The sequence below is a fragment of the Aliterella atlantica CENA595 genome (assembly GCF_000952155.1).
GTDB classification, from domain to species: Bacteria; Cyanobacteriota; Cyanobacteriia; order Cyanobacteriales; family Chroococcidiopsidaceae; genus Aliterella; species Aliterella atlantica.
Genome location: NZ_JYON01000001.1, coordinates 235570 through 254360 on the forward strand (window position 1 = coordinate 235570; position 18791 = coordinate 254360).

The 18791-nt window shown below is 42.3% G+C and carries 17 protein-coding genes; 8 read left to right on the forward strand and 9 right to left on the reverse strand.

The genetic code is table 11. The features are described from left to right. Positions 1 to 104: 104 nt before the first annotated feature. From UH38_RS01090 to UH38_RS01100, 3 genes are read right to left on the reverse strand one after another with little or no spacing between them, the layout of a single operon-like run. Entirely contained in the window at positions 105 to 371 is a 267-nt protein-coding gene (locus UH38_RS01090; protein WP_045053030.1) for a type II toxin-antitoxin system RelE/ParE family toxin, read from the reverse strand. A gap of 2 nt (positions 372 to 373) precedes the next feature. Then, positions 374 to 580 carry a hypothetical protein gene (locus UH38_RS01095; RefSeq protein WP_045052750.1) on the reverse strand — a complete coding sequence of 69 codons (207 nt, stop codon included), beginning with the start codon at positions 578 to 580 and terminating at the stop codon, positions 374 to 376. A gap of 59 nt (positions 581 to 639) precedes the next feature. Further along, on the reverse strand, positions 640 to 1101 hold the full coding sequence (locus tag UH38_RS01100; protein ID WP_045052751.1) for a hypothetical protein: 462 nt from the start codon (positions 1099 to 1101) through the stop codon (positions 640 to 642). A 96-nt stretch (positions 1102 to 1197) separates the two neighbouring features. Here UH38_RS01100 and UH38_RS01105 point away from each other — a divergent pair, with 96 nt between their 5' ends. Further along, complete coding sequence (locus tag UH38_RS01105) at positions 1198 to 1779, forward strand: Uma2 family endonuclease (RefSeq protein WP_045053031.1); 582 nt, start codon at positions 1198 to 1200, stop codon at positions 1777 to 1779. 69 nt (positions 1780 to 1848) lie between these two features. On the opposite strand, the gene UH38_RS01110 is transcribed toward UH38_RS01105, so the two are convergent. Further along, positions 1849 to 2937: a CobW family GTP-binding protein gene (locus UH38_RS01110; RefSeq protein WP_045052752.1), complete on the reverse strand. Its 1089-nt coding sequence runs from the start codon at positions 2935 to 2937 to the stop codon at positions 1849 to 1851. Between the two features lie 146 nt (positions 2938 to 3083). Here UH38_RS01110 and cysS point away from each other — a divergent pair, with 146 nt between their 5' ends. Then, the gene (cysS, locus tag UH38_RS01115) at positions 3084 to 4517 is read left to right on the forward strand and encodes a cysteine--tRNA ligase (RefSeq protein WP_045052753.1); all 1434 of its coding nucleotides are present in this window, start codon (positions 3084 to 3086) and stop codon (positions 4515 to 4517) included. A 215-nt stretch (positions 4518 to 4732) separates the two neighbouring features. Here the strand turns inward: cysS and UH38_RS01120 are convergent, their stop codons facing one another. The 3 genes from UH38_RS01120 to coaD form a co-directional block, all read right to left on the reverse strand. After that, the gene (locus tag UH38_RS01120) at positions 4733 to 6733 is read right to left on the reverse strand and encodes a WG repeat-containing protein (protein WP_045052754.1); all 2001 of its coding nucleotides are present in this window, start codon (positions 6731 to 6733) and stop codon (positions 4733 to 4735) included. 73 nt (positions 6734 to 6806) lie between these two features. Beyond that, entirely contained in the window at positions 6807 to 7448 is a 642-nt protein-coding gene (locus tag UH38_RS01125; protein WP_052672209.1) for an ATP synthase subunit B family protein, read from the reverse strand. Then, positions 7430 to 7909 carry a pantetheine-phosphate adenylyltransferase gene (coaD, locus tag UH38_RS01130; protein ID WP_045052755.1) on the reverse strand — a complete coding sequence of 160 codons (480 nt, stop codon included), beginning with the start codon at positions 7907 to 7909 and terminating at the stop codon, positions 7430 to 7432. The genes UH38_RS01125 and coaD overlap by 19 nt, the downstream gene beginning before the upstream one ends. 260 nt (positions 7910 to 8169) lie before the next feature. Here coaD and UH38_RS01135 point away from each other — a divergent pair, with 260 nt between their 5' ends. Together UH38_RS01135 and UH38_RS01140 are read left to right on the forward strand one after the other, a co-directional pair. Then, a complete protein-coding gene (locus tag UH38_RS01135; RefSeq protein WP_052672210.1) occupies positions 8170 to 11958 on the forward strand; it encodes a CHAT domain-containing protein in 3789 nt (1262 codons plus the stop codon). Between the two features lie 167 nt (positions 11959 to 12125). Continuing rightward, positions 12126 to 12530, forward strand: coding sequence for a hypothetical protein (locus tag UH38_RS01140; RefSeq protein WP_045052756.1), 405 nt, complete (start codon positions 12126 to 12128; stop codon positions 12528 to 12530). A gap of 21 nt (positions 12531 to 12551) precedes the next feature. Here UH38_RS01140 and ppc read toward each other — a convergent pair whose 3' ends face one another. Both ppc and UH38_RS01150 read right to left on the reverse strand, forming a co-directional pair. Next, positions 12552 to 15572 carry a phosphoenolpyruvate carboxylase gene (gene ppc / locus UH38_RS01145; protein WP_045052757.1) on the reverse strand — a complete coding sequence of 1007 codons (3021 nt, stop codon included), beginning with the start codon at positions 15570 to 15572 and terminating at the stop codon, positions 12552 to 12554. 133 nt (positions 15573 to 15705) lie between these two features. Next, entirely contained in the window at positions 15706 to 15927 is a 222-nt protein-coding gene (locus UH38_RS01150; RefSeq protein ID WP_045052758.1) for a hypothetical protein, read from the reverse strand. A gap of 311 nt (positions 15928 to 16238) precedes the next feature. Here UH38_RS01150 and UH38_RS01155 point away from each other — a divergent pair, with 311 nt between their 5' ends. From UH38_RS01155 to UH38_RS01170, 4 genes are all read left to right on the forward strand, one after another. Further along, positions 16239 to 16577, forward strand: coding sequence for an STAS domain-containing protein (locus UH38_RS01155; RefSeq protein WP_200892246.1), 339 nt, complete (start codon positions 16239 to 16241; stop codon positions 16575 to 16577). Positions 16578 to 16730: 153 nt separating this feature from the next. Then, positions 16731 to 17192 (forward strand): Mini-ribonuclease 3, encoded by a 462-nt coding sequence (locus UH38_RS01160; RefSeq protein WP_045052760.1) that lies wholly within the window; start codon positions 16731 to 16733, stop codon positions 17190 to 17192. Positions 17193 to 17328: 136 nt separating this feature from the next. Then, positions 17329 to 18402 carry a 23S rRNA (guanosine(2251)-2'-O)-methyltransferase RlmB gene (gene rlmB, locus UH38_RS01165; RefSeq protein ID WP_045052761.1) on the forward strand — a complete coding sequence of 358 codons (1074 nt, stop codon included), beginning with the start codon at positions 17329 to 17331 and terminating at the stop codon, positions 18400 to 18402. Between the two features lie 75 nt (positions 18403 to 18477). Beyond that, on the forward strand, positions 18478 to 18768 hold the full coding sequence (locus tag UH38_RS01170) for a DUF1816 domain-containing protein (protein ID WP_045052762.1): 291 nt from the start codon (positions 18478 to 18480) through the stop codon (positions 18766 to 18768). The last annotated feature ends 23 nt before the right edge of the window (positions 18769 to 18791 follow it).

Below are 18791 nucleotides of genomic sequence, written 5' to 3' on the forward strand. Positions count from 1 at the left end.
TTATGATGAATTGCGATCGCGTCTTGCATTTAGAACAGCCATCAACTGTTGCTGAACGCATCCAGAAATTTGGACAAGCTAGTATATAGCATTTTCTCGGCTGCTTAATACACTTCGTCATGGCTACCGATGTCTACAAATACAGCCTTTCCGTCTTCTGTAAAGTAGAACAGTACCCTCTGATCGTAGTCTAGGCTAAAACTCCAAAATTCCTTAAGTTTGCCCGATAGTCTGTGCGTTTTCAAGCTTGGAGCGAATGGATCTACAGTAAACAATTCTAGTTTTTGCCAAAACCGTGCTTCTGAATCTGCGTTGCCTTTGATACGTTTTTTATAGACACGTTTGAACGAAGAACTGAAACTGACTTCCAAAATCACTCCTCTATCAGTTGTTTCAATTCATTAGTATTGGCGGAAAACTTCAGTTCACCTTTTTGTTGTTCGATTTGTGACGATTTGAAGTTGGCATATATATCATCGCGGCGCTCCTCGCGGAGATACTGTTGTAATAACAGTTGAATTTCACGTTTTTCATCTGTAGAAAGGCTTTTGATTACCTCAACCACATCACTGAAAGTCATCGGTTTCAACACCTCATCGTGCTTATCCAATCAATCTAACACGCTGATTGCCTCAAGGTTTACACTTGCGTCCTTACTGATTTGACCCATTCTTGCCGAAAAGCTTCTTGCTCCTCAACTGATACTGGTTCAACATCATCGCCAAAGTCAAAAAGACCGACTAATTGATTGCGAGTTGGAAAAGTATTGAGCGTCGCTCCTTTATATATCTTCATTCCTAAACCCATATCGATTGCCATGCCTGTAATTACAATATTACGGCTTGCACCGTAACATAAGGGGTAAAGACCTAGTAAAGCCAACTGTTGGCGCACTTGTTTAAAAGACTCAAAAAAATTCCAATCTACACAATTAACCTCACTATCTGCCCATTTAAGCGTTATTCTGCACTCTGTACGTCTTCTTCCGCCTTCATTCCAGTCAAGGCAACCTAAATCGACTATTGCTGGTAACAAATGACCGTGTGCGTCCTTGAGGTAAATTTCGCGTTGTCCCAAAGATTTTTCGGGAATGTCTAACATATAAAACTCCAATTATGTTGAGATAGCCCGCTAATTAACCTCAAAACATTGTCTTATCAACAAATTGCAGTTATTTTAACCTTAAACAACAAAAAAATGTCTCAAACATCAACCCTAAACCTAACTTTTGAGGAATACCTTGTATATGATGATGGGACAGATAACCGTTACGAGCTTGTTAATGGTGAACTAATAATGGTTCCACTGCCAAGCGCTGACCATGCCGATATAATCGATTTACTCTTAGAGATTTTTAGAGCAGAAATCCGCAAACTTAATTTACCTCTAAAAGCCTCCGATAAAGTTGGAGTTTACATTGGTAAATCCTCAGCAACAGGTAGGGAATACTCGCGCAATCCTGATATTTGCGTAATGCAGTCCGAAGCTTGGTTATCCCTTAAAGCTAATAAAACAGCCGCCGTCTTAAAAACTCCGCCTGTGTTAGTTGTTGAAGTTGTCTCAAAGAACCGCGCAGATGACTATGTAGATAAAGTAGATGAGTACCAACGTATAGGAATTACTGAGTATTGGATTGTAGACAGGCGCGAGTATAAAATTTCTGTTTTGCTGTTAAATGACGGATGTTATAACGTAACTGAGTTTCGAGGTAGCAATCGCATCATTTCAGCAACTTTTCCTGAGATAGCTTTGAGCGCAGAACAAATACTGTCCGTATAAAAACCTTATCATTAGCTCTCTACAAAATTGGGAAAGGATATAAATTTAACCCTTTCCCTTACACCTGCTTTATTTCCCGAAACCTTTACCCCGACTTGTGGAAGCAGTTGTTACACAGTTTTGTAATTGTGTCATTAAAGTTTCCTTGTCTAGATTCTGTCCGATTAAGACAAGCTGGTTTTGGCGATCGCCTTTCCACTCATCATCATCAATACTAAACCGCTTGCCGCACAAGTGGAAAATATGCCGCTTAGGACTTTCATCAAACCACATAATTCCTTTTGCCCGAAAGACATTCTCTGGTAATTGATTATCGAGGAAATATTGAAACTTCCTAATCGAAAGTGGTTTATCGCTTTGGAAAGATATTGAGGTAAACCCGTCGTTTTCTAAGTGATGGGAATGGTCGTGGTCGGGATGATCGCAGTTATGATGGTCGTGGTCGTGGTCGTGATGATGGTGATGGTCGTGATGGTGATGTTCTTCTGATTTAGTAGCAAAATACTTATCGGACTCAAATAGACCAACGCTAAGAATTAAGGGAATTGCAACTTGCGATCGCGTAGTGCGGATAATTCTCGCACCTTCCTTAATATCTCTAATCTTAACTTCCAACAAATCTAAATCGGCTTCGTCAACTAAATCTGCTTTATTGAGCAAAATAATATCGCCGTATTGAATTTGATTTAAAGCTGCTTGGGAGTTAAATAAATCTAAGCTGTAATTGGCTGCATCTACAACTGTGACAATCGAATCTAAACGAGTCAAATCGCGTAGTTCTGTCCCTAAGAAGGTTAAAGCTACAGGTAAAGGGTCAGCAAGTCCAGTTGTCTCTACAACTAAATAATCGATTTGGTCTTGACGTTCCAAAACCTTATAAACCGCTTCAACCAGGTCATTATTGATAGTGCAGCAAATACAACCATTATTTAGCTCTACCATATCTTCGCCAGTAGAGATAATTAGCTCGTTGTCGATGCCAATTTCACCAAATTCATTGACCAAAACTGCTGTTTTCACACCTGCTTGGTTAGTAAGAATGTGATTGAGTAGAGTTGTTTTGCCACTACCCAAAAAACCAGTAATGATAGTCACTGGCAAACCACGTTTTGAGATTTCCATTACTTGAGATTGGTCGGGACTCACTGCTGATTGCATAGCTACGTTGTCAGTCTAAACGTCAAAAAATTACAGTTGTGGCGTGGAGAGCGCATCGAGCTTTAGCATATAAATGTGCTAGCGATCGCACTATGACCCTCCTCCCTTATTATTAGCCTATCTGCTAATTTCTTCATTGCTCGACCATGACCTTAAAGCTTTACAACACCCTGACTCGCCGCCAAGAAGAATTTGCGCCGTTAGTAGCTGGTAATGTCACAATGTACTACTGCGGCGTAACAGTTTACGATTACTGCCATTTAGGTCATGCGCGGGCTTGTATTGTCTGGGATGTAGTGCGCCGTTACTTGCAATTTTTGGGTTACAAAGTCCGGTACGTGCAGAATTTTACCGATATTGACGACAAAATCCTTAATCGGGCAAGGCAAGAAAATTCATCTATGCAGGAAGTCGCAGAGAAATACATTCAAGCATATTTTGAAGATATGGCGCGGTTGAATGTCAAAGAAGCTGATGAATATCCCCGCGCTACGCATACAATCGACGGCATCAAAAGGCTAATTCACGAACTAGAACAAAAAGATTGCGCTTATGCCACAGGCGGCGATGTTTACTACAAAGTCCGTTCCTTTGCTGAATATGGCAAGCTTTCGGGGCGGAAGTTAGAGGATATGCAAGCAGGTGGTAGTGGAAGAGTTGATGCAGCAGATCTAGAAGCACAAAAAAAGCAAGATCCCTTTGATTTTGCCTTGTGGAAGGGAGCAAAGCCAGGAGAACCAGCTTGGGAGTCATCTTGGGGCGAAGGACGACCAGGATGGCATATAGAATGTTCGGCAATGGTACGCGATCGCTTAGGCGATACGATAGACATCCACGCTGGGGGCGCAGATTTAATTTTTCCCCATCACGAAAATGAAATAGCTCAATCAGAAGCGGTCACAGGTAAACCTTTGGCGCGTTACTGGCTGCATAACGGTATGGTAACGGTAGATGACGAGAAAATGTCTAAATCTTTAGGCAATTTCATCACAATTCGAGAATTACTAGATCGTCCTACAGATCCAATGGCGGTGCGATTGTTTGTATTAATGGCACATTATCGCAAACCAATTGATTTTAGCGATCGCGCTCTTGAATCTGCCCAAAATGGCTGGCAAACTCTAAAAGAGGGGCTGCTGTTCGGTTTACGCTACGGAGAACAACTAGGCTGGTCTAGTAATGGTAAGACTGATTTGGAGGCTACAGAGCGCTTCCAAGTGGCTGTAAATGAAGATTTTAACTTCTCCTCTGGCTTGTCGGTATTATTTGAAATTGCTAAAGACTTGCAACGCGAAGGAAATATTTTAGTCCATCAAGGAAATACCGTTACATCGCCTACCCAGCTACAATCAATGTGGCAGACATTAGTTAAGTTAGCGGATGTGTTAGGATTAGAAGCTCATTTAGAAGCTGAGAGCGTAGAAGGCTTAAGTGATGAGGAAATTGAGCAATTAGTAGAGCAAAGGGCGATCGCACGTAAAGCTAAAAATTTTGCCCAATCTGACCAAATTCGCGCTCGATTACTAGAACACGGGATTACTGTTATTGATAGTGCTGATGGTTCCAAGTGGCATCGCTAAAACTATCAAGACGCTAACCAAATTGCTAAAAATTTCCTCTAGCAATCCGCGCTTCAAGAGTCGGCGTTGCATTTCCCCAAATTTTGGGATGTACTAATCCTGGTTGATTTATATCTTTATTTAGCAACACCCCTGACTTAATTTAGTTTTAGCCTTAAATTGTCCCATACGGGTACAATACGGATTAATTAAGCAATAATTCTGTTAACCCGCGCTCACTTTAGGGGATTGCGAATATAGCCATACTTTTTACTATTTGGTTCCCGTATCCAAGCCAGCCCCTCAAAAAAGCGTCCACCCTCATCAAATTGCGGCTGAATTATAAAATTCCCAGTCTTATCGATATAGCCAATCTTGTCGCTAATTGTCACCCCTGCCAGCCCTTCGGAAAATCTATAACCCCGCTCAAATTGTGGCTGGATTACACGATTCCCGCTCTTGTCGATATAACCCCACTTGTCGCCAATCTTAACTACTGCCAGCCCTTCGGAAAAGTATCCAGCCCTAGCAAATTGCGGCTGGATTACACGATTCCCGCTCTTGTCAATATAGCCCCACTTGTCGCCAATCTTAACTAGTACCAGCCCTTCGGAAAAATCATAACCCTCATCAAATTGCGGCTGGATGACAAGAGTCCCAGTCTCGTCAATATAGCCCCATTTGTCACCAATTTGAACCCTTGCCAGCCCTTCGAAAAAGTATCCAACCCTAGCAAATTGCGGCTGAATTGCAAGAGTCCCGCTCTTGTCAATATAGCCCCCCTTGTCCCTAATTTGAACCGCTGCCAGCCCTTCTTTAGAAAATGGTCCAGCGCGACGAAATGTCCGTTCTATAACAAAATTTCCAGTTTTGTCGATATAGCCACAAGTATTGACGATACAAGCACCTGCCAATCCTTGGGAAAATTCTCCAGCACTATTTTCAGTAAAATCCCAGTTAGTAACAAAGTTTCCTTTCTTGTCTATATAGTTCCAGTTTTGACCAGCAATCCACACTAGCGCCAATCCTTCGGAAAAACTATTAGTTTTATCAAATTTCGGTTCAATGACAATGTTGCCACTCGTGTCAATATAGCCCCACTTACCATTAATTTGAATCTCCGCTAGCCCGTCCGAAAAGTCTCTAACGACCTCAAATTGTGGCGCGATCGCAAAATTGACATTGGTTCGCCTTACAGAATCAGTTGGCGATGGAGATAGTGTTGGTGTAGTGGAAGTCGCTGTTGGTGACGGAATTGGAATTTGTCCAGATGGGTTGAGCGGTTGAGGACGATTGATGAAGGCAAAAGTTGCTAGTATTCCTGCTCCTAATCCACCTATACCAATTAAGCTGCCTCGCACTATAGGTTTAGGAACTTTTGAGATTAAACGAGCAAATGGATGAGTTGGTTGTGGCATTAAAGCATTCACCGCTTGTAAAGCCTCCTTTGCTGATGGGTAGCGCTGGCTGAAGTGAGAGCGCACCATTTTGGTTAAGACTGCCATTAACTCATCACTCACCGATATGTAATGGCGTAATCTCAGTTCCCCTGTATTATCTCGCTGTAATTGTTGGGGGGACAAGCCTGTGAGAGCTTGAATACCAATCATGCCAACTGCATAGATATCGCTGGATAATTTGGGGTCGCGATTGTGTTGTTCGATCGGTATATATCCAGGAGTACCAATAGCAATGGTCGGTGACACCTGACCTTTTGCATTAACTACTAAACTTCCAATCTCTTTAACCGCCCCAAAGTCAATCAATACAATTTTCTTATCCTTTCGGCGGCGCATGATATTTTGGGGTTTGATATCTCGGTGGATAATGTTTTGTTGATGGACAACCTCTAAAACTTCTAGAATATCGTGCAATAGCTTTATCACTTCCTCTTCGCTGAAGCGTCTACCAGGAGTGAGTTCGTGACCTAAGTCGCGTCCATCAACTAATTCTTGAACTAGATAGAATTCCTCATTTTCCTCAAAATGGGCTAACAGTCTTGGTATTTGGTCGTGATGACCTAATTCATCTAGAACTTGTGCTTCCCTCTTAAATAAACGCCTTGCGATCGCTAAAACGGCTGGATTAGTATGTGTCTGTTTGAGATGTTTGACTACACATTGGCTGTTTTTTGGTAAATCGCTGTCTTCTGCAAGATAAGTGTCGCCAAATGCTCCACCTCCTAAGTGTTTAATGATTTGGTAGCGGTTGCGTAATACTATTCCTTGGGCAAGCATATAATCTACTCGAACTTGCTAAATAGTTAAAAGCATTTTGCTTTTAAACTTCAGTTTATATCTGCTTTGTTTCCTACTCCGCCATTGGTTGCTGCAACTGCCTGCGCCCATTTTGAATTATTTGCAGCATATCTTGCAATTGTTGCTCGATATTTTTGAGACTATTATCAGCGTAGGTATCGGCTCCTTGCTGAATTTCTAGAGCTTCGGCGATCGCATTTTGCCGCATTTGAGTCAATTCTTGCTGTGCTTGCAGGCGCATTTGGTCAATTTCTACGTGGTTTTGCTCTAAAGCAAGTTGGCATTCTTGTTGTACCTGAGCTTGCAGTTGCATGGCTGCTTGCTCTGCTTGCTGAAATATCTCTGTTTGGTTGACTAATTGCGCTGCTCTAATTTTTGCTGCTTCAATAATCTGCTCGGCTTCTAATTGCGCTTGTAATATAATTTCCTGTTTTTGGCTAATTAGTGCTTCAGCTTCGCGAAAAACTATCGGTAGATGCATTCGCACCAAATCTAACTGATCTAATAACCGTTCTTCGTCTACCAAGGTGCGGCGAGTTAAAGGAATATTTGGACTAGCAAGGATCGTCTCTTCTAGTCGGTTTAATTCCTGCTGAATATCTACGCCTCCAGTACCATTAATTGACGGTTGGCTAGGAGGGCTAGGGATATTTTGAGCAGTAGGTTCTATGTTGGTTAGGTCTTGGCGTGACATCGGTAAATTTCTATGGCGACGTGCTGGGGAACGAGGTGATCGATAGAACCACCAAATTTGGCAATTTCTTTGACTTGACTGCTACTTAAAAAACTATACTCATTTGAGGTGGCTAGAAACACAGTTTCTATGCGATCGGCGAGGGTTTTATTAGTATGAGCCATTTGTAGTTCTACTTCAAAGTCTGAAAGCGCTCGCAAACCCCGAATTAGAACTTCTGCTTGCCGCATTTGGGCATAGTTAACGGTTAAGCCGTTGAAGCTGTCTACTTCTACATTAGATAAATGCAATGTAGATTGACGAATTTGCTCGATTCTTTCTTGGACTGTAAATAACGGCGTTTTGTTTGGATTTTTGAGAACGGCGACAATTACCCGCTCAAATAACCGACAACTGCGCTCAATAATGTCGAGGTGTCCTAGTGTAATGGGGTCGAAGCTTCCAGGGTAAATGGCAATCACGCTTGAGGTATGAAGTATAAAATTAGCTTGCTGATGGAAAGAAAATGCTTAACTCACGTCAAATATTTGTCTGCTTGCCTACGCTGTTGCCACATATACGCCAACATTTTGTCATCCTCTACATTTAAGAATTCTTTACTCAAAGTTATCTTTGCAATTATATCGATTATCGATCTACAAGTTTAATTTTAGAAAATCATCAAGGTATAAGTTATAACTAGAGGCGCAAAATCTAAATAGAGCCGTTCAGAGTTGTAACTATGCGCCGTCACTTAAATAACTTGAGTTTGCTTGCTGTTACTAGCTTGCTGTTACTTTCTCCCATACAGCTTAAGAATTTATCCTCAATAGTACAAGCACAGACTATCCAAGAGCGTACTAATTCAGCAAAATGGCAAGAATTTTCTACTCAAGAGGGCGGCTTTAGCGTATTGTTACCTGGAAAACCGCAACAAGAGACAAAACCTATAGAGCCTGGTTCTGGTACTTTAAATAACTTTTTTGTCGATCTAAAATATGGAACCTATGGCGTGAGTTATGCTGACTTTCCCAATGCTTCTAATCAACTCGATCCCAAACAAGTAGATGACTTGCTTAATTCAGTCCGCGATAGCGCTGTGGGTAAAGGCAAATTACTAACCGATCGCAATATCACTCTAGATGGTTATAAAGGCAAAGAAATTGAATACGTATCAGCAGGTTTAACTTATAAAACTAGAATATATTGGGTAAAACAACGCTTGTATCAACAGATTGTTGTCCTAGCAAATCCAAAATTAGCTGCTAATAGCGATCGCTTTTTTAACTCATTTAAGCTACTTGCACCTACAGTTGCGGCTAATAGCAATCTAGATTTAGCTCAAACAGGTAGGCAGCAATTAGCAGCAGGTCAATTTAAAACCGCTTTAACAACATTACAACAAGCTTTAGCGATCGCCAAATCTCAAAACGACAAGGCAGGTATAGCTACTATTTTAAATAATCTTGGCGAAGCTTATCGCGGTCAGGGCGATTACGTCCAAGCTTTAGACTCCTACCAGCAAGCCTTACAGATTGTTAGAGCAATTAAAGACAAAACTACTGAAGGGACAATTTTAAATAATATTGGTCTAGCTTATCAAGGTCAAAGTCAGTACGACCAGGCACTTAAGTTTCATCAGCAAGCTTTGGCGATTCATAAGCAAACTAACAATCGCGCGATGCTGGGTATATCTCTAAATAATATTGGCTTAATTTACTACAGTCGCGGCGATTATGCCCAAGCACTACAGTCATTTGAGCAAGCATTGACTATTCAAAAAGCAGCTAATAACCGTCTAGAAGTAGGTACGGCGCTAAGTAATATTGGCTTAGTTTACACCGCGCAAGGTAAGTTCGATCGCGCATTAGAGTCATTTGAGCAAGCTTTAGCTATTCACAAAGCTGCTGGTAATAAAGCAACAGAAGGAACGATCCTCAATAATATTGGCTTAATTTACTACAGTCGCAGCCAGTATCCTCAAGCCTTAGATGCGTTTCAACAAGCGGTAAACATCTCTAAAGACATTGGCAACCGCTCAGGAGAAGCAACTAGCCTCGCGAATGTAGGATTGACTTATACTGCCCAAGGCGAATACGTTCAGGCACTAGCAACTTATCAGCCAGCTTTAAAAATAGCTCAAACTATTGGCGATCGCGCAATTGAAGGAGCGATTATTACTAGCATGGGGCTAGTCTATGTCAATCAAAGCCAGTATGCCCAAGCCCTCAATTCCTACCAACAAGCGCTAGCAATTGCTGGAAAAATAGGGGATAAAGCCAGCGGGGCAAATATTCGCGCTAGTATTGGCGAAGTTTACCTCAATCAAAGCCAGTATCCTCAAGCCTTGGAGTCTTATCAGCAAGCATTGGTAATTGCTAGAGAAATTGGCAATCGGGCAATTGAAGGACAAATTCTCAGCGGTATAGGTTTGGTGCATACTTATCGCGCCGAGTATGCCCAAGCACTAACATCTTTGCAGCAGGGACTAGCTATATATCAGGCTATTGGCAGCCCCGCAGGTGCAGGTAGACTGCTCAATAATATTGGTTTAGTGTATCAAGGTCAAAGCCGCTATGCTGAGGCTTTAAAGGCTTACCAGCAAGCTTTAACGACTGTAAGAGCGATCGGCGATAAAGCTGGAGAAGCAGCTAGTTTTAGTAATATTGGCTTGATATATGACAGTTTAGGACAATACAATCGCGCTTTAGATTCGTACCAACAAGCTTTAAAAATTAGTCAAACTCTAGGCAACCGCTCAGGCGAAGGAACGGTATTAAATAATATTGGTGGAGTTTACTTGCGGTGGGGAAATTACCCTCAAGCACTCAAAAATTACGAACAAGCTTTAGCACTTTTGCAAGCAGTAGGCAATCGCGCAGGTATAGGCACAACTTTAAATAATATTGGTGAAGCTAATCGCCTGCAAGGAAAATACCCTCAAGCATTAGCCTCTTACCAAAAAGGACTAGCAATTACCAAAGAAATCAGCAACCGCGCTATTGAAGGCACAACTTTAAATAATATTGGCGAAATCAATCGCTTTCAAGGTAAATACACCGAAGCCTTGGCATCTTACCAGCAAGCATTAGTAATTCATAGAGCAATTAGCAACCGCTTAGGCGAAGGGCAAACGCTAACTAATATCGGTTTTACTTTATTTAAATCTGGCAAGACAGTTGAGGCGCAGAAAGCTTTAGAAAATGCGATCGCAACTTTAGAATCTTTGCGCCCAGGTTTAAGCGATGCCAATAAAGTTTCTATCTTTGACACGCAAGCAGGTATATATCCAATTTTGCAGCAGATATTAATTGCCCGCAATCAGCCAGAACCAGCGCTAGAAATTGCCGAAAGAGGGCGGGCGCGGGCGTTTTTGGAATTATTAGCAACAAGATCGAACGCTCAGACTGTAGAATCCGTACCTTTGCCTAATATTGGACAAATTCGTCAAATTGCCAAGCAACAGCAAGCAACCTTAGTAGAGTATTCAGTTATTAGCGACGAATTTGAGATAGAAGGTAGAATCCAGCAGCGCCAGTCGGAGTTGTATATCTGGGTTGTCAAGCCGACAGGAGAAGTAATATTTCGGCGCAGCGATTTGAAACCTTTATGGCAGCAAAAAAATACTTCCTTGCTTCAATTAGTTACTAACAGCCGTCAAGCTATTCCAGGGAGAAGCCGCAGCAGCTTACAGCAACTATATCAGCTACTAATTGCCCCCATCGCCGACCAACTACCAACCAATCCAGCGGCGCGGGTGATATTTATTCCCCAAGGTGCTTTATTTTTAGCTCCTTTTCCAGCCTTGCAACAAGCAAATGGTAAGTATTTGATCGAACAACATACGATTTTGACATCGCCTTCAATTCAGCTACTAGAAGTTACTCATCGGCGCAGCCAACAGGGATCGAAGCTGCGAAATGCGGTTGTAGTCGGTAATCCAATTATGCCCAAGGTAGCCCCAGAAGTGGGCGCTACGCCCGTACAATTACCTAGCTTGCCTGCGGCAGAACAAGAAGCAAAAGCGATCGCGCCTTTACTCAAAACTCAAGCAATTACTGGTAGCAAGGCGACTAAAGCTGAGATTGTGTCTAAGTTGCCAAATTCCCGCATCGTGCATTTAGCGACACATGGGTTGTTAGATGATGTACGTGGATTGGGAAGTGCGATCGCTCTTGCGCCTACAAGTAAGGATAATGGTTTATTTACGGCGGAAGAAATCTTGGGCTTGAAACTCAATGCCGATTTAGTCGTGATGAGTGCTTGCAATACAGGTAGAGGGCAAATAACTGGCGATGGGATTATTGGACTATCGCGTTCTTGGATTAGTGCTGGGGTATCGAGTGTAATTGTCTCTTTATGGCTAGTACCAGACACGCCTACAGCCACATTGATGACCAATTTCTATCAAACTATGCAAAAGAACCCTGACAAAGCTCAAGCGCTGCGCCAGGCAATGCTAACAACGATGAAACAACATCCTAATCCCAGAGATTGGGCGGCATTTACATTAATTGGCGAAGCCGATTGAGATCGGGGGTGCGTTGCAAGTCAACGCGCCCTACAGTGGCTTGCGGAAAATACTTATAAACTGATTTTTTCGCCACGATATCTAAATAATGTCAGTGCGATCGCTGTTGTGAGCAACAGTAAATTCAACTTACTCTCAAAGTTAGCTAAGTTACTTCGAGCAGTGCCATGTCTTCTTCACATCCCATACCTAAAGACCGTTCTTTGCAAAAGGCTCTAGCTAATAAAATTGTCGATGAGTATTTCTCAAGTTATGAAAGCTGGCTAAGAGCAATTTTACGGATGTGTATCTTTTCTATGACTTGGGTAGATAGATACCCCGCCTTGGTAATTGAATGCCCAAATCAAGCTGTCGCCAGAAGATTGAGCCGTAAAACTTTACCTTTGCAAGAACTAGCCCAGCACTTTACAAACCATAAATCGATTAGCAGGCGCGTATTAATCTGCGCCCCTGAAGCTAATCGCAAAACTTGGCGCTGTTTTGATACTAGGACAAATAGTTGGAAATCTTGGGAAGATTGCCAAAAACGTATTGCTTCTAAAGGCGATGGCGGTAAAGGCAAAAAAGGCTAAATTACTAGCCTTTTTGCAACTTCAACCCGTATTTCGCATTCCCGCCGCAATGCCGTTAATCGTTAACAGTGCGCCTCTAAGCAATTCCCCTTTGCTATAACGAGAATGAATTATTCCAGAATTAGCGCTATTAGATTGACGCAGGCGCTTGAGCAGCGCGACTTGTAAAAAGCCTAATGGGACAATTGTGCCATTACGTAATTGTACGGAGCGCTGCAAAACAGGATCGCCGTCTAACAAGCGTTTGTGACCAGTAATTGTTAGTACCAGATCGCGGGTAAGGTAGTATTCGTTAGCAATTTGCTCGTAAACTCTTTCTAAGCGAGGTTTATCTTCTGGCAAACACAATTCATCTACATAATGTTGTGCCATTTGAATATCTACTTTTGCTAGAGTCATTTCTACCTTAGAAACAACCATTTTGAAAAAGGGCCATTTGATATAGAAATAGCGCAACAATTTCAAATGTTCTTCTGGCTTTTCTTGCACGAACTCTTGCAAAGCCGTACCTACACCGTACCAAGAAGGCAACAAAAAGCGCGTTTGCGTCCAGCTAAATACCCAAGGAATTGCCCGTAAACCACTCAAATCCTTATTTCCAGATTGACGGCGGGCGGGACGAGAACTAATTTGCAATTGGCTAATTTCCCCAATCGGCGTAACTTGATGGAAAAAGTCGATAAAATCTGGTTGCTCGTAGATCAAGTTACGATAATGGGTACGCGATCGCGCTGATAGTTCCTCCATGATCTCATTCCAAGGCTGAATATTATCAAATCCAGTCCGCAGCAAGCTAGCTTGAATTACCGCTGTAGAAATAGTCTCCAAATTGTAAAGCGCCAATTGCGGCAAAGAATACTTAGAAGCTAGCACTTCTCCTTGCTCGGTAATTTTGATTCGCCCGTTGATACTATGACCTGGTTGAGCCAAAATCGCCTCGTGTGCGGGACCACCACCACGCCCTACAGAACCGCCGCGCCCGTGAAAGATGCGTAAATTGACTTGATAATCTTCAGCTATTTGTTGCAGTGCTTTTTGAGCTTTATGAATTTCCCAATTGCTACTCAAAAAACCAGAATCTTTGTTGCTATCTGAATAGCCGAGCATAACTTCTTGTAAGTTAGGAGTAAGGCTTGTTTCTCCTATTTGCGCCTCGTACCCACCCGCTAAAAGAGCGCGGTATAAAGGCAATTCAAAGAGTTTTTGCATTACCGCCGGAGCGCGTTGCAAATCTTCGACGGTTTCAAACAAGGGTACAACTTGAATTGTGCCTTGAGCAGTGCCAGGATCGTATAGCCCAGCTTCTTTAGCAAGTAGCAATACTTCCAATAAGTCGCTCAGTTCGCGGCTCATGCTGATGATGTAAGTTTGACAGATATTGCTGCCAAATTCTTGTTGCAGACTGCGGACGACTCGAAATGTTTGAATTAGCTCGTTAGTTTTATCGGAAAAGGGCAACTCAGCCGGAATTAACGGACGGCGAGTTTGCAGTTCGCTCGTCAACCAGGCAACTCGCTCGGCTTCTGATAGCTCGTGATATGGTTGGGGTAATATTTTTAGGTATTCTAGAACTTCATTTAAAACATCTGCATGACGCGATGACTCTTGGCGGATATCTAAGTGAGCCAATTTGAAATCATAAATTTCTACTTGGCAAATGAGATTTTCGAGTTCTCGGCAAGTTAGCCCTGTTTCTTGCAAATTGCTGTGAATTAGCCGTAAATCTGCTAAAAATTCGGCTCCAGATTGATAAATTTTTTGGACGTTAACTTCTTGGATTGGCTTTTGCTGCAAGTCTTTGTCATACAAACTGGCATTGCGATCGCGCGTATTTTCCAATCTTTTGAGGATATAGCACAATTTGAGCCGATAAGGTTCTTGGCGATAGCGCAATGCTTGAGCTTCGTACACTTCGCTCATTATTGATTGTTCTTGCTCCAAAGATTCGAGCAAATCTGGCAAAACATCGCTCCAGTGCAGCGACAAACTTAATAAATCGATCAAGCGCTTGACTGACTTGATATATTTCTCTAGCACCATTTGCCGCTGGTAGCAAGCAGTTTGCCAAGTAACTTGCGGCGTTACTGATGGGTTGCCATCTCGATCTGCGCCTACCCACGAGCCAAATTTGCAGAAATTTTTGCTCGGTGGTTTTAGTCTGGGGTAGGTAGTAGCGATCGCATGAGTTAGTCTTTGATACAGCTTGGGAATTTCATCAAATAGCACTTCTTGAAAGTAGTGCAAAGCATATTCTACTTCGTCTAGTACCGCAGGTTTGAACTGGTGCAGTTCGTCTGTGCGCCACCACAACCGAATTTCTTCAGTCAATTGATCTTTTAGTTCTGCTACTTCCCAGGAATTTGCGGTATCGACGGTTGTTATTCCTTCTTCTTGGCGATCGAGTTCTTGCAGCAATTTTGCCATCCGCCTTTGCTTGTCACGAATCGTATGGCGAACAATTTCTGTTGGGTGTGCTGTAAATACTAACTGCACGTCAAGCTGATCGATCAAACGCTGAATCTGCTGGGGTGGCACATTCATATTGTGCAAGTGGGGAAACAGCGTATGGAACGTTTCTTGATTTTGGCGATCGCTATTAATTACTTGCCAATTTTTTTCTAGTAAGTCTACTTCGAGCGTACCATTACTAAATTGCAGGTGTTCTTGATGCGACTTAATAGACACTGCTGCAGTTTTTTGCTGGAAGCGACTAATTTGCTGGCGTTGTTCGTAATGCTGCTCGACGATATTAATTAGTTGGAAGTATAAAGCAAAAGCACGAGCCGCTCTAATTGCTTCGTTAAGATCCAATTGCGAGATCAACTTAGCAACTGAAGCAGCTTGATCGTTAGTTGCTTGTCCTTCTGGAGAACACAAATCGCGCAGGTGTTCTAAAAGATTGACTAATTGTTGACCGCACTCTTGGCGAATTACAGACTCCCACAAGCCCTCTACCACCTGGAGACGCTGGCGTAGGAATAGATCGATGGGAGAAACAGTAACGTCTAATGCGTCAGTAGAGGAGTGAAGGAGCGAACTCATAAGTGTTTGTACGGGTAATAACCGAGAATAATCTAATGATTTTAGGGTTCAAATTCGATTTAAGTAGTTGCACAAACAACAATCTGGCTATTTATTGCAGTGCGATCGCGTTCAATTGCAACCTACAATCAATTTACTCCTGCGTGGGGAAAGGCAGAATAGGTAAGCGATCGCCCCGAAATACTTCCTCACTACTTTGTCCAATTGCTTGCATAGTTTCGGCTACAGCTTTTCCTGCTACCAACGCTGCTAAAACTGGTACTGTGCTAATTTGCAGCAAAATTTGATTGGGAATAGTAAATAAGCCTAGATTGAGTCCATCGCTAGGCAATGTTTGACGACGAGAATCAGCCATAGTTAACTTTTTGCTAATTAATAATATTAAAGATACTTGAGGTTCGGGCAATTTCTACGTTAAGGCTAGTGTAGCGTTCTTCCACCCACAATACTGATACCAAACAGCTAAATTTATATCTCCTGCTTCTACCTGTAGATATAGAATGCTACATTTGCTTCAAACTATTCAAAACTTAAAATTTTAAACTCAAAACTACCTTCCCAGACTGTAGACAATAACTCAACAAAGAATTTATACTTGATCCTCAACTTTACAGCAGACACCACAAGGAGGGTATTATCGCTGAACCACTAAACCTAACTGTTAGCCTGCGAGGTACGCGTGAAGTCCAAGATAACTACCAGCTATTTCGCCTTACAGGTCTGTTAGATGCTTTTTCTGAACCAACTTTCCGCAAAGTTATTAGCAAATGTATTGAAGAAGGACCAACACATATAATTTTGGACCTATCTCAAATAGATTTTGTTGATAGTTCTGGCTTAGGGGCTTTGGTACAACTAACTAAACAGGCTCAAAGCGCCGGAGGTACATCACAAATTGTTACTAATGCCCGTGTCACTCAAACGGTAAAGGTAGTTCGTTTAGAGCAATTTTTGTCTCTGCGCCCAAGCGTAGACATCGCTTTAGAAAATGCTAAACAGTCTTAGCTACTTGCAGCAAGATAAATTATTTATTGCTATCCGATTTTTGCGATTTGGATAGCTTACTTTTTAGATTTTTCGCCTAACTGCGACAATCGAGCCAAGCGATCGCTCATCAGCAGTTATATTAGCTTTGGTGTTAGGAGGAATAGTTGCTTTGTGACCGAGGAGGATTGTTTAATTCGAGTACCAGGGGAAAATTCGGCGGCACAATATTTACAGCCGTTGGCGGGGTTATTAATGGCAGCACAAATTCAACAGGTGTCGCCCGCAGCATTGGCTTATATTGGCGATGCGGTGTACGAACTCTATATTCGGACTAATTATTTACTGCCGCCAAAAAAGTCGCATCTCTACCATCAATTAGTGGTAGAACAAGTACGTGCCGAAACTCAAGCATTACATCTCGCTTCGCTTACTCCTCACTTAAATGCTACTGAATTAGACATTGTCCGGCGCGGGCGCAATATTGCTCACAAACACTCAAGACGAGTCAATCCTGAGATTTATCAACAAGCTACTAGCTTAGAAACCTTAGTTGGTTATCTTTACCTGACTGACTTCCCGCGTTTAAGTCAGTTGCTAGCAAAACTGAGTTTAGTAGCTGAAGCAGAAAAATAATGTAAAGGTTTGCATTATACCATTGCGGGGATCGCAAAGCAATAGCAAAGATCGATCTTTGGATACTAAAATAGATTTTTGATTTCTTTAAATTAGTAATTGGTACGGACGACCAGATTTAAAACAACAAAAGCAAATGGCTGATAAACCTTATAAAAAAATAGCTGCTGGCAAACCGCATCATGGTAAACCGCAAAAAAGTCACGGCAAAGGCATCATTAAGCCCGTACTGAAAAAGCAAGTAACTAAAAGTTACGATCGCGATTTCCCCAAAAAATCTGCCAAGCCAGTGAAAATAAGTTTGTCCGCTCCACAAACTGCAGAGCGTAGCTACAACAAAGAGCGCGAACCAAGATTTTCACCTCCACCGCAGGAACGTACGCCCAGATTTTCCCCGCCACCGTCTGTCGATCCAGAGGAAGATAACGATTTACTCTACGGTCGTCATACAGTTTTATCAGCATTAGAAAACCAACGTCGTCTCAACCGCATTTGGATTACTGCGCGATTGCGCTACGATCCCCGTTTTCATTCTTTGATTGCTCAAGCCAAAGACAACGGCACAGTAATTGATGAAGTCGATCCCAAACGCTTAGACCAAATTACTAATCGGGCAAATCATCAAGGAGTAGCAGCGCAAATTGCTCCTTACAACTACAGCGAACTAGGCGAGTTGATCGAAAAAGCAAAATCTAGCTCCGATCAACCTGTAATTGTAGTTGTCGACAGTCTTACCGATCCTCACAATTTGGGGGCAATTATTCGCACAGCAGAAGCAATTGGCGCTCAAGGTTTAGTTATTCCCCAAAGAAGGGCAGTAGGAGTAACATCTAGCGTCATGAAGGTAGCAGCAGGCGCTTTAGAGACGTTTGCTGTCGCTAGGGTAGTCAATCTCAGCCGCGCCTTAGAAGAATTAAAGGATGCAGGTTTTTGGATCTACGGCACAGCAGCAAATGCTAGCCAACCATTACATACAGTAAAATTTAGCGGTGCGATCGCCCTAGTTATTGGCGCAGAAGGTGAAGGATTGAGTTTGCTAACTCAACGTAATTGCGATGTATTAGTGTCTATTCCTTTGGTCGGAAATACGCCGAGTTTGAATGCTTCTGTAGCCGCAGGTATGGCTTTATATGAAATTTATCGCCAACGCTGGGGTGACAAATTATATTTAGATAAGTTACAAACAGATAAATTGAAAAAAGAAGCGTAAACAAGTATAACAAGTTGGGAATTATATTAACAGCAATTGGACTGGTCAACTTACAAACAGCAGAAGGCAAGAACAATGGGAAACATTTGGCAAGACATCAAAGAGATTTTGACTAATTTCTTCCAAAGCTTAGGTTGGGCTTGGTGGATAGAGATAACAACACAAAACCCTCGTTGCACTTATTACTTCGGTCCATTCTTAAGCACAAAAGAAGCGCATACAGCGATGAATGGATATGTAGAAGATTTGGAGCAAGAAGGAGCAATAGGCATTAGTGTTGCCGTCAAGCGCTGCAAACCAGTAAATTTGACAATTGCCGAGGATATAAGCGAGAAACCCCGTCAGATTCAGCCAGTTTATCAATAAAAGCGATCGCTTTTGGGGATGAG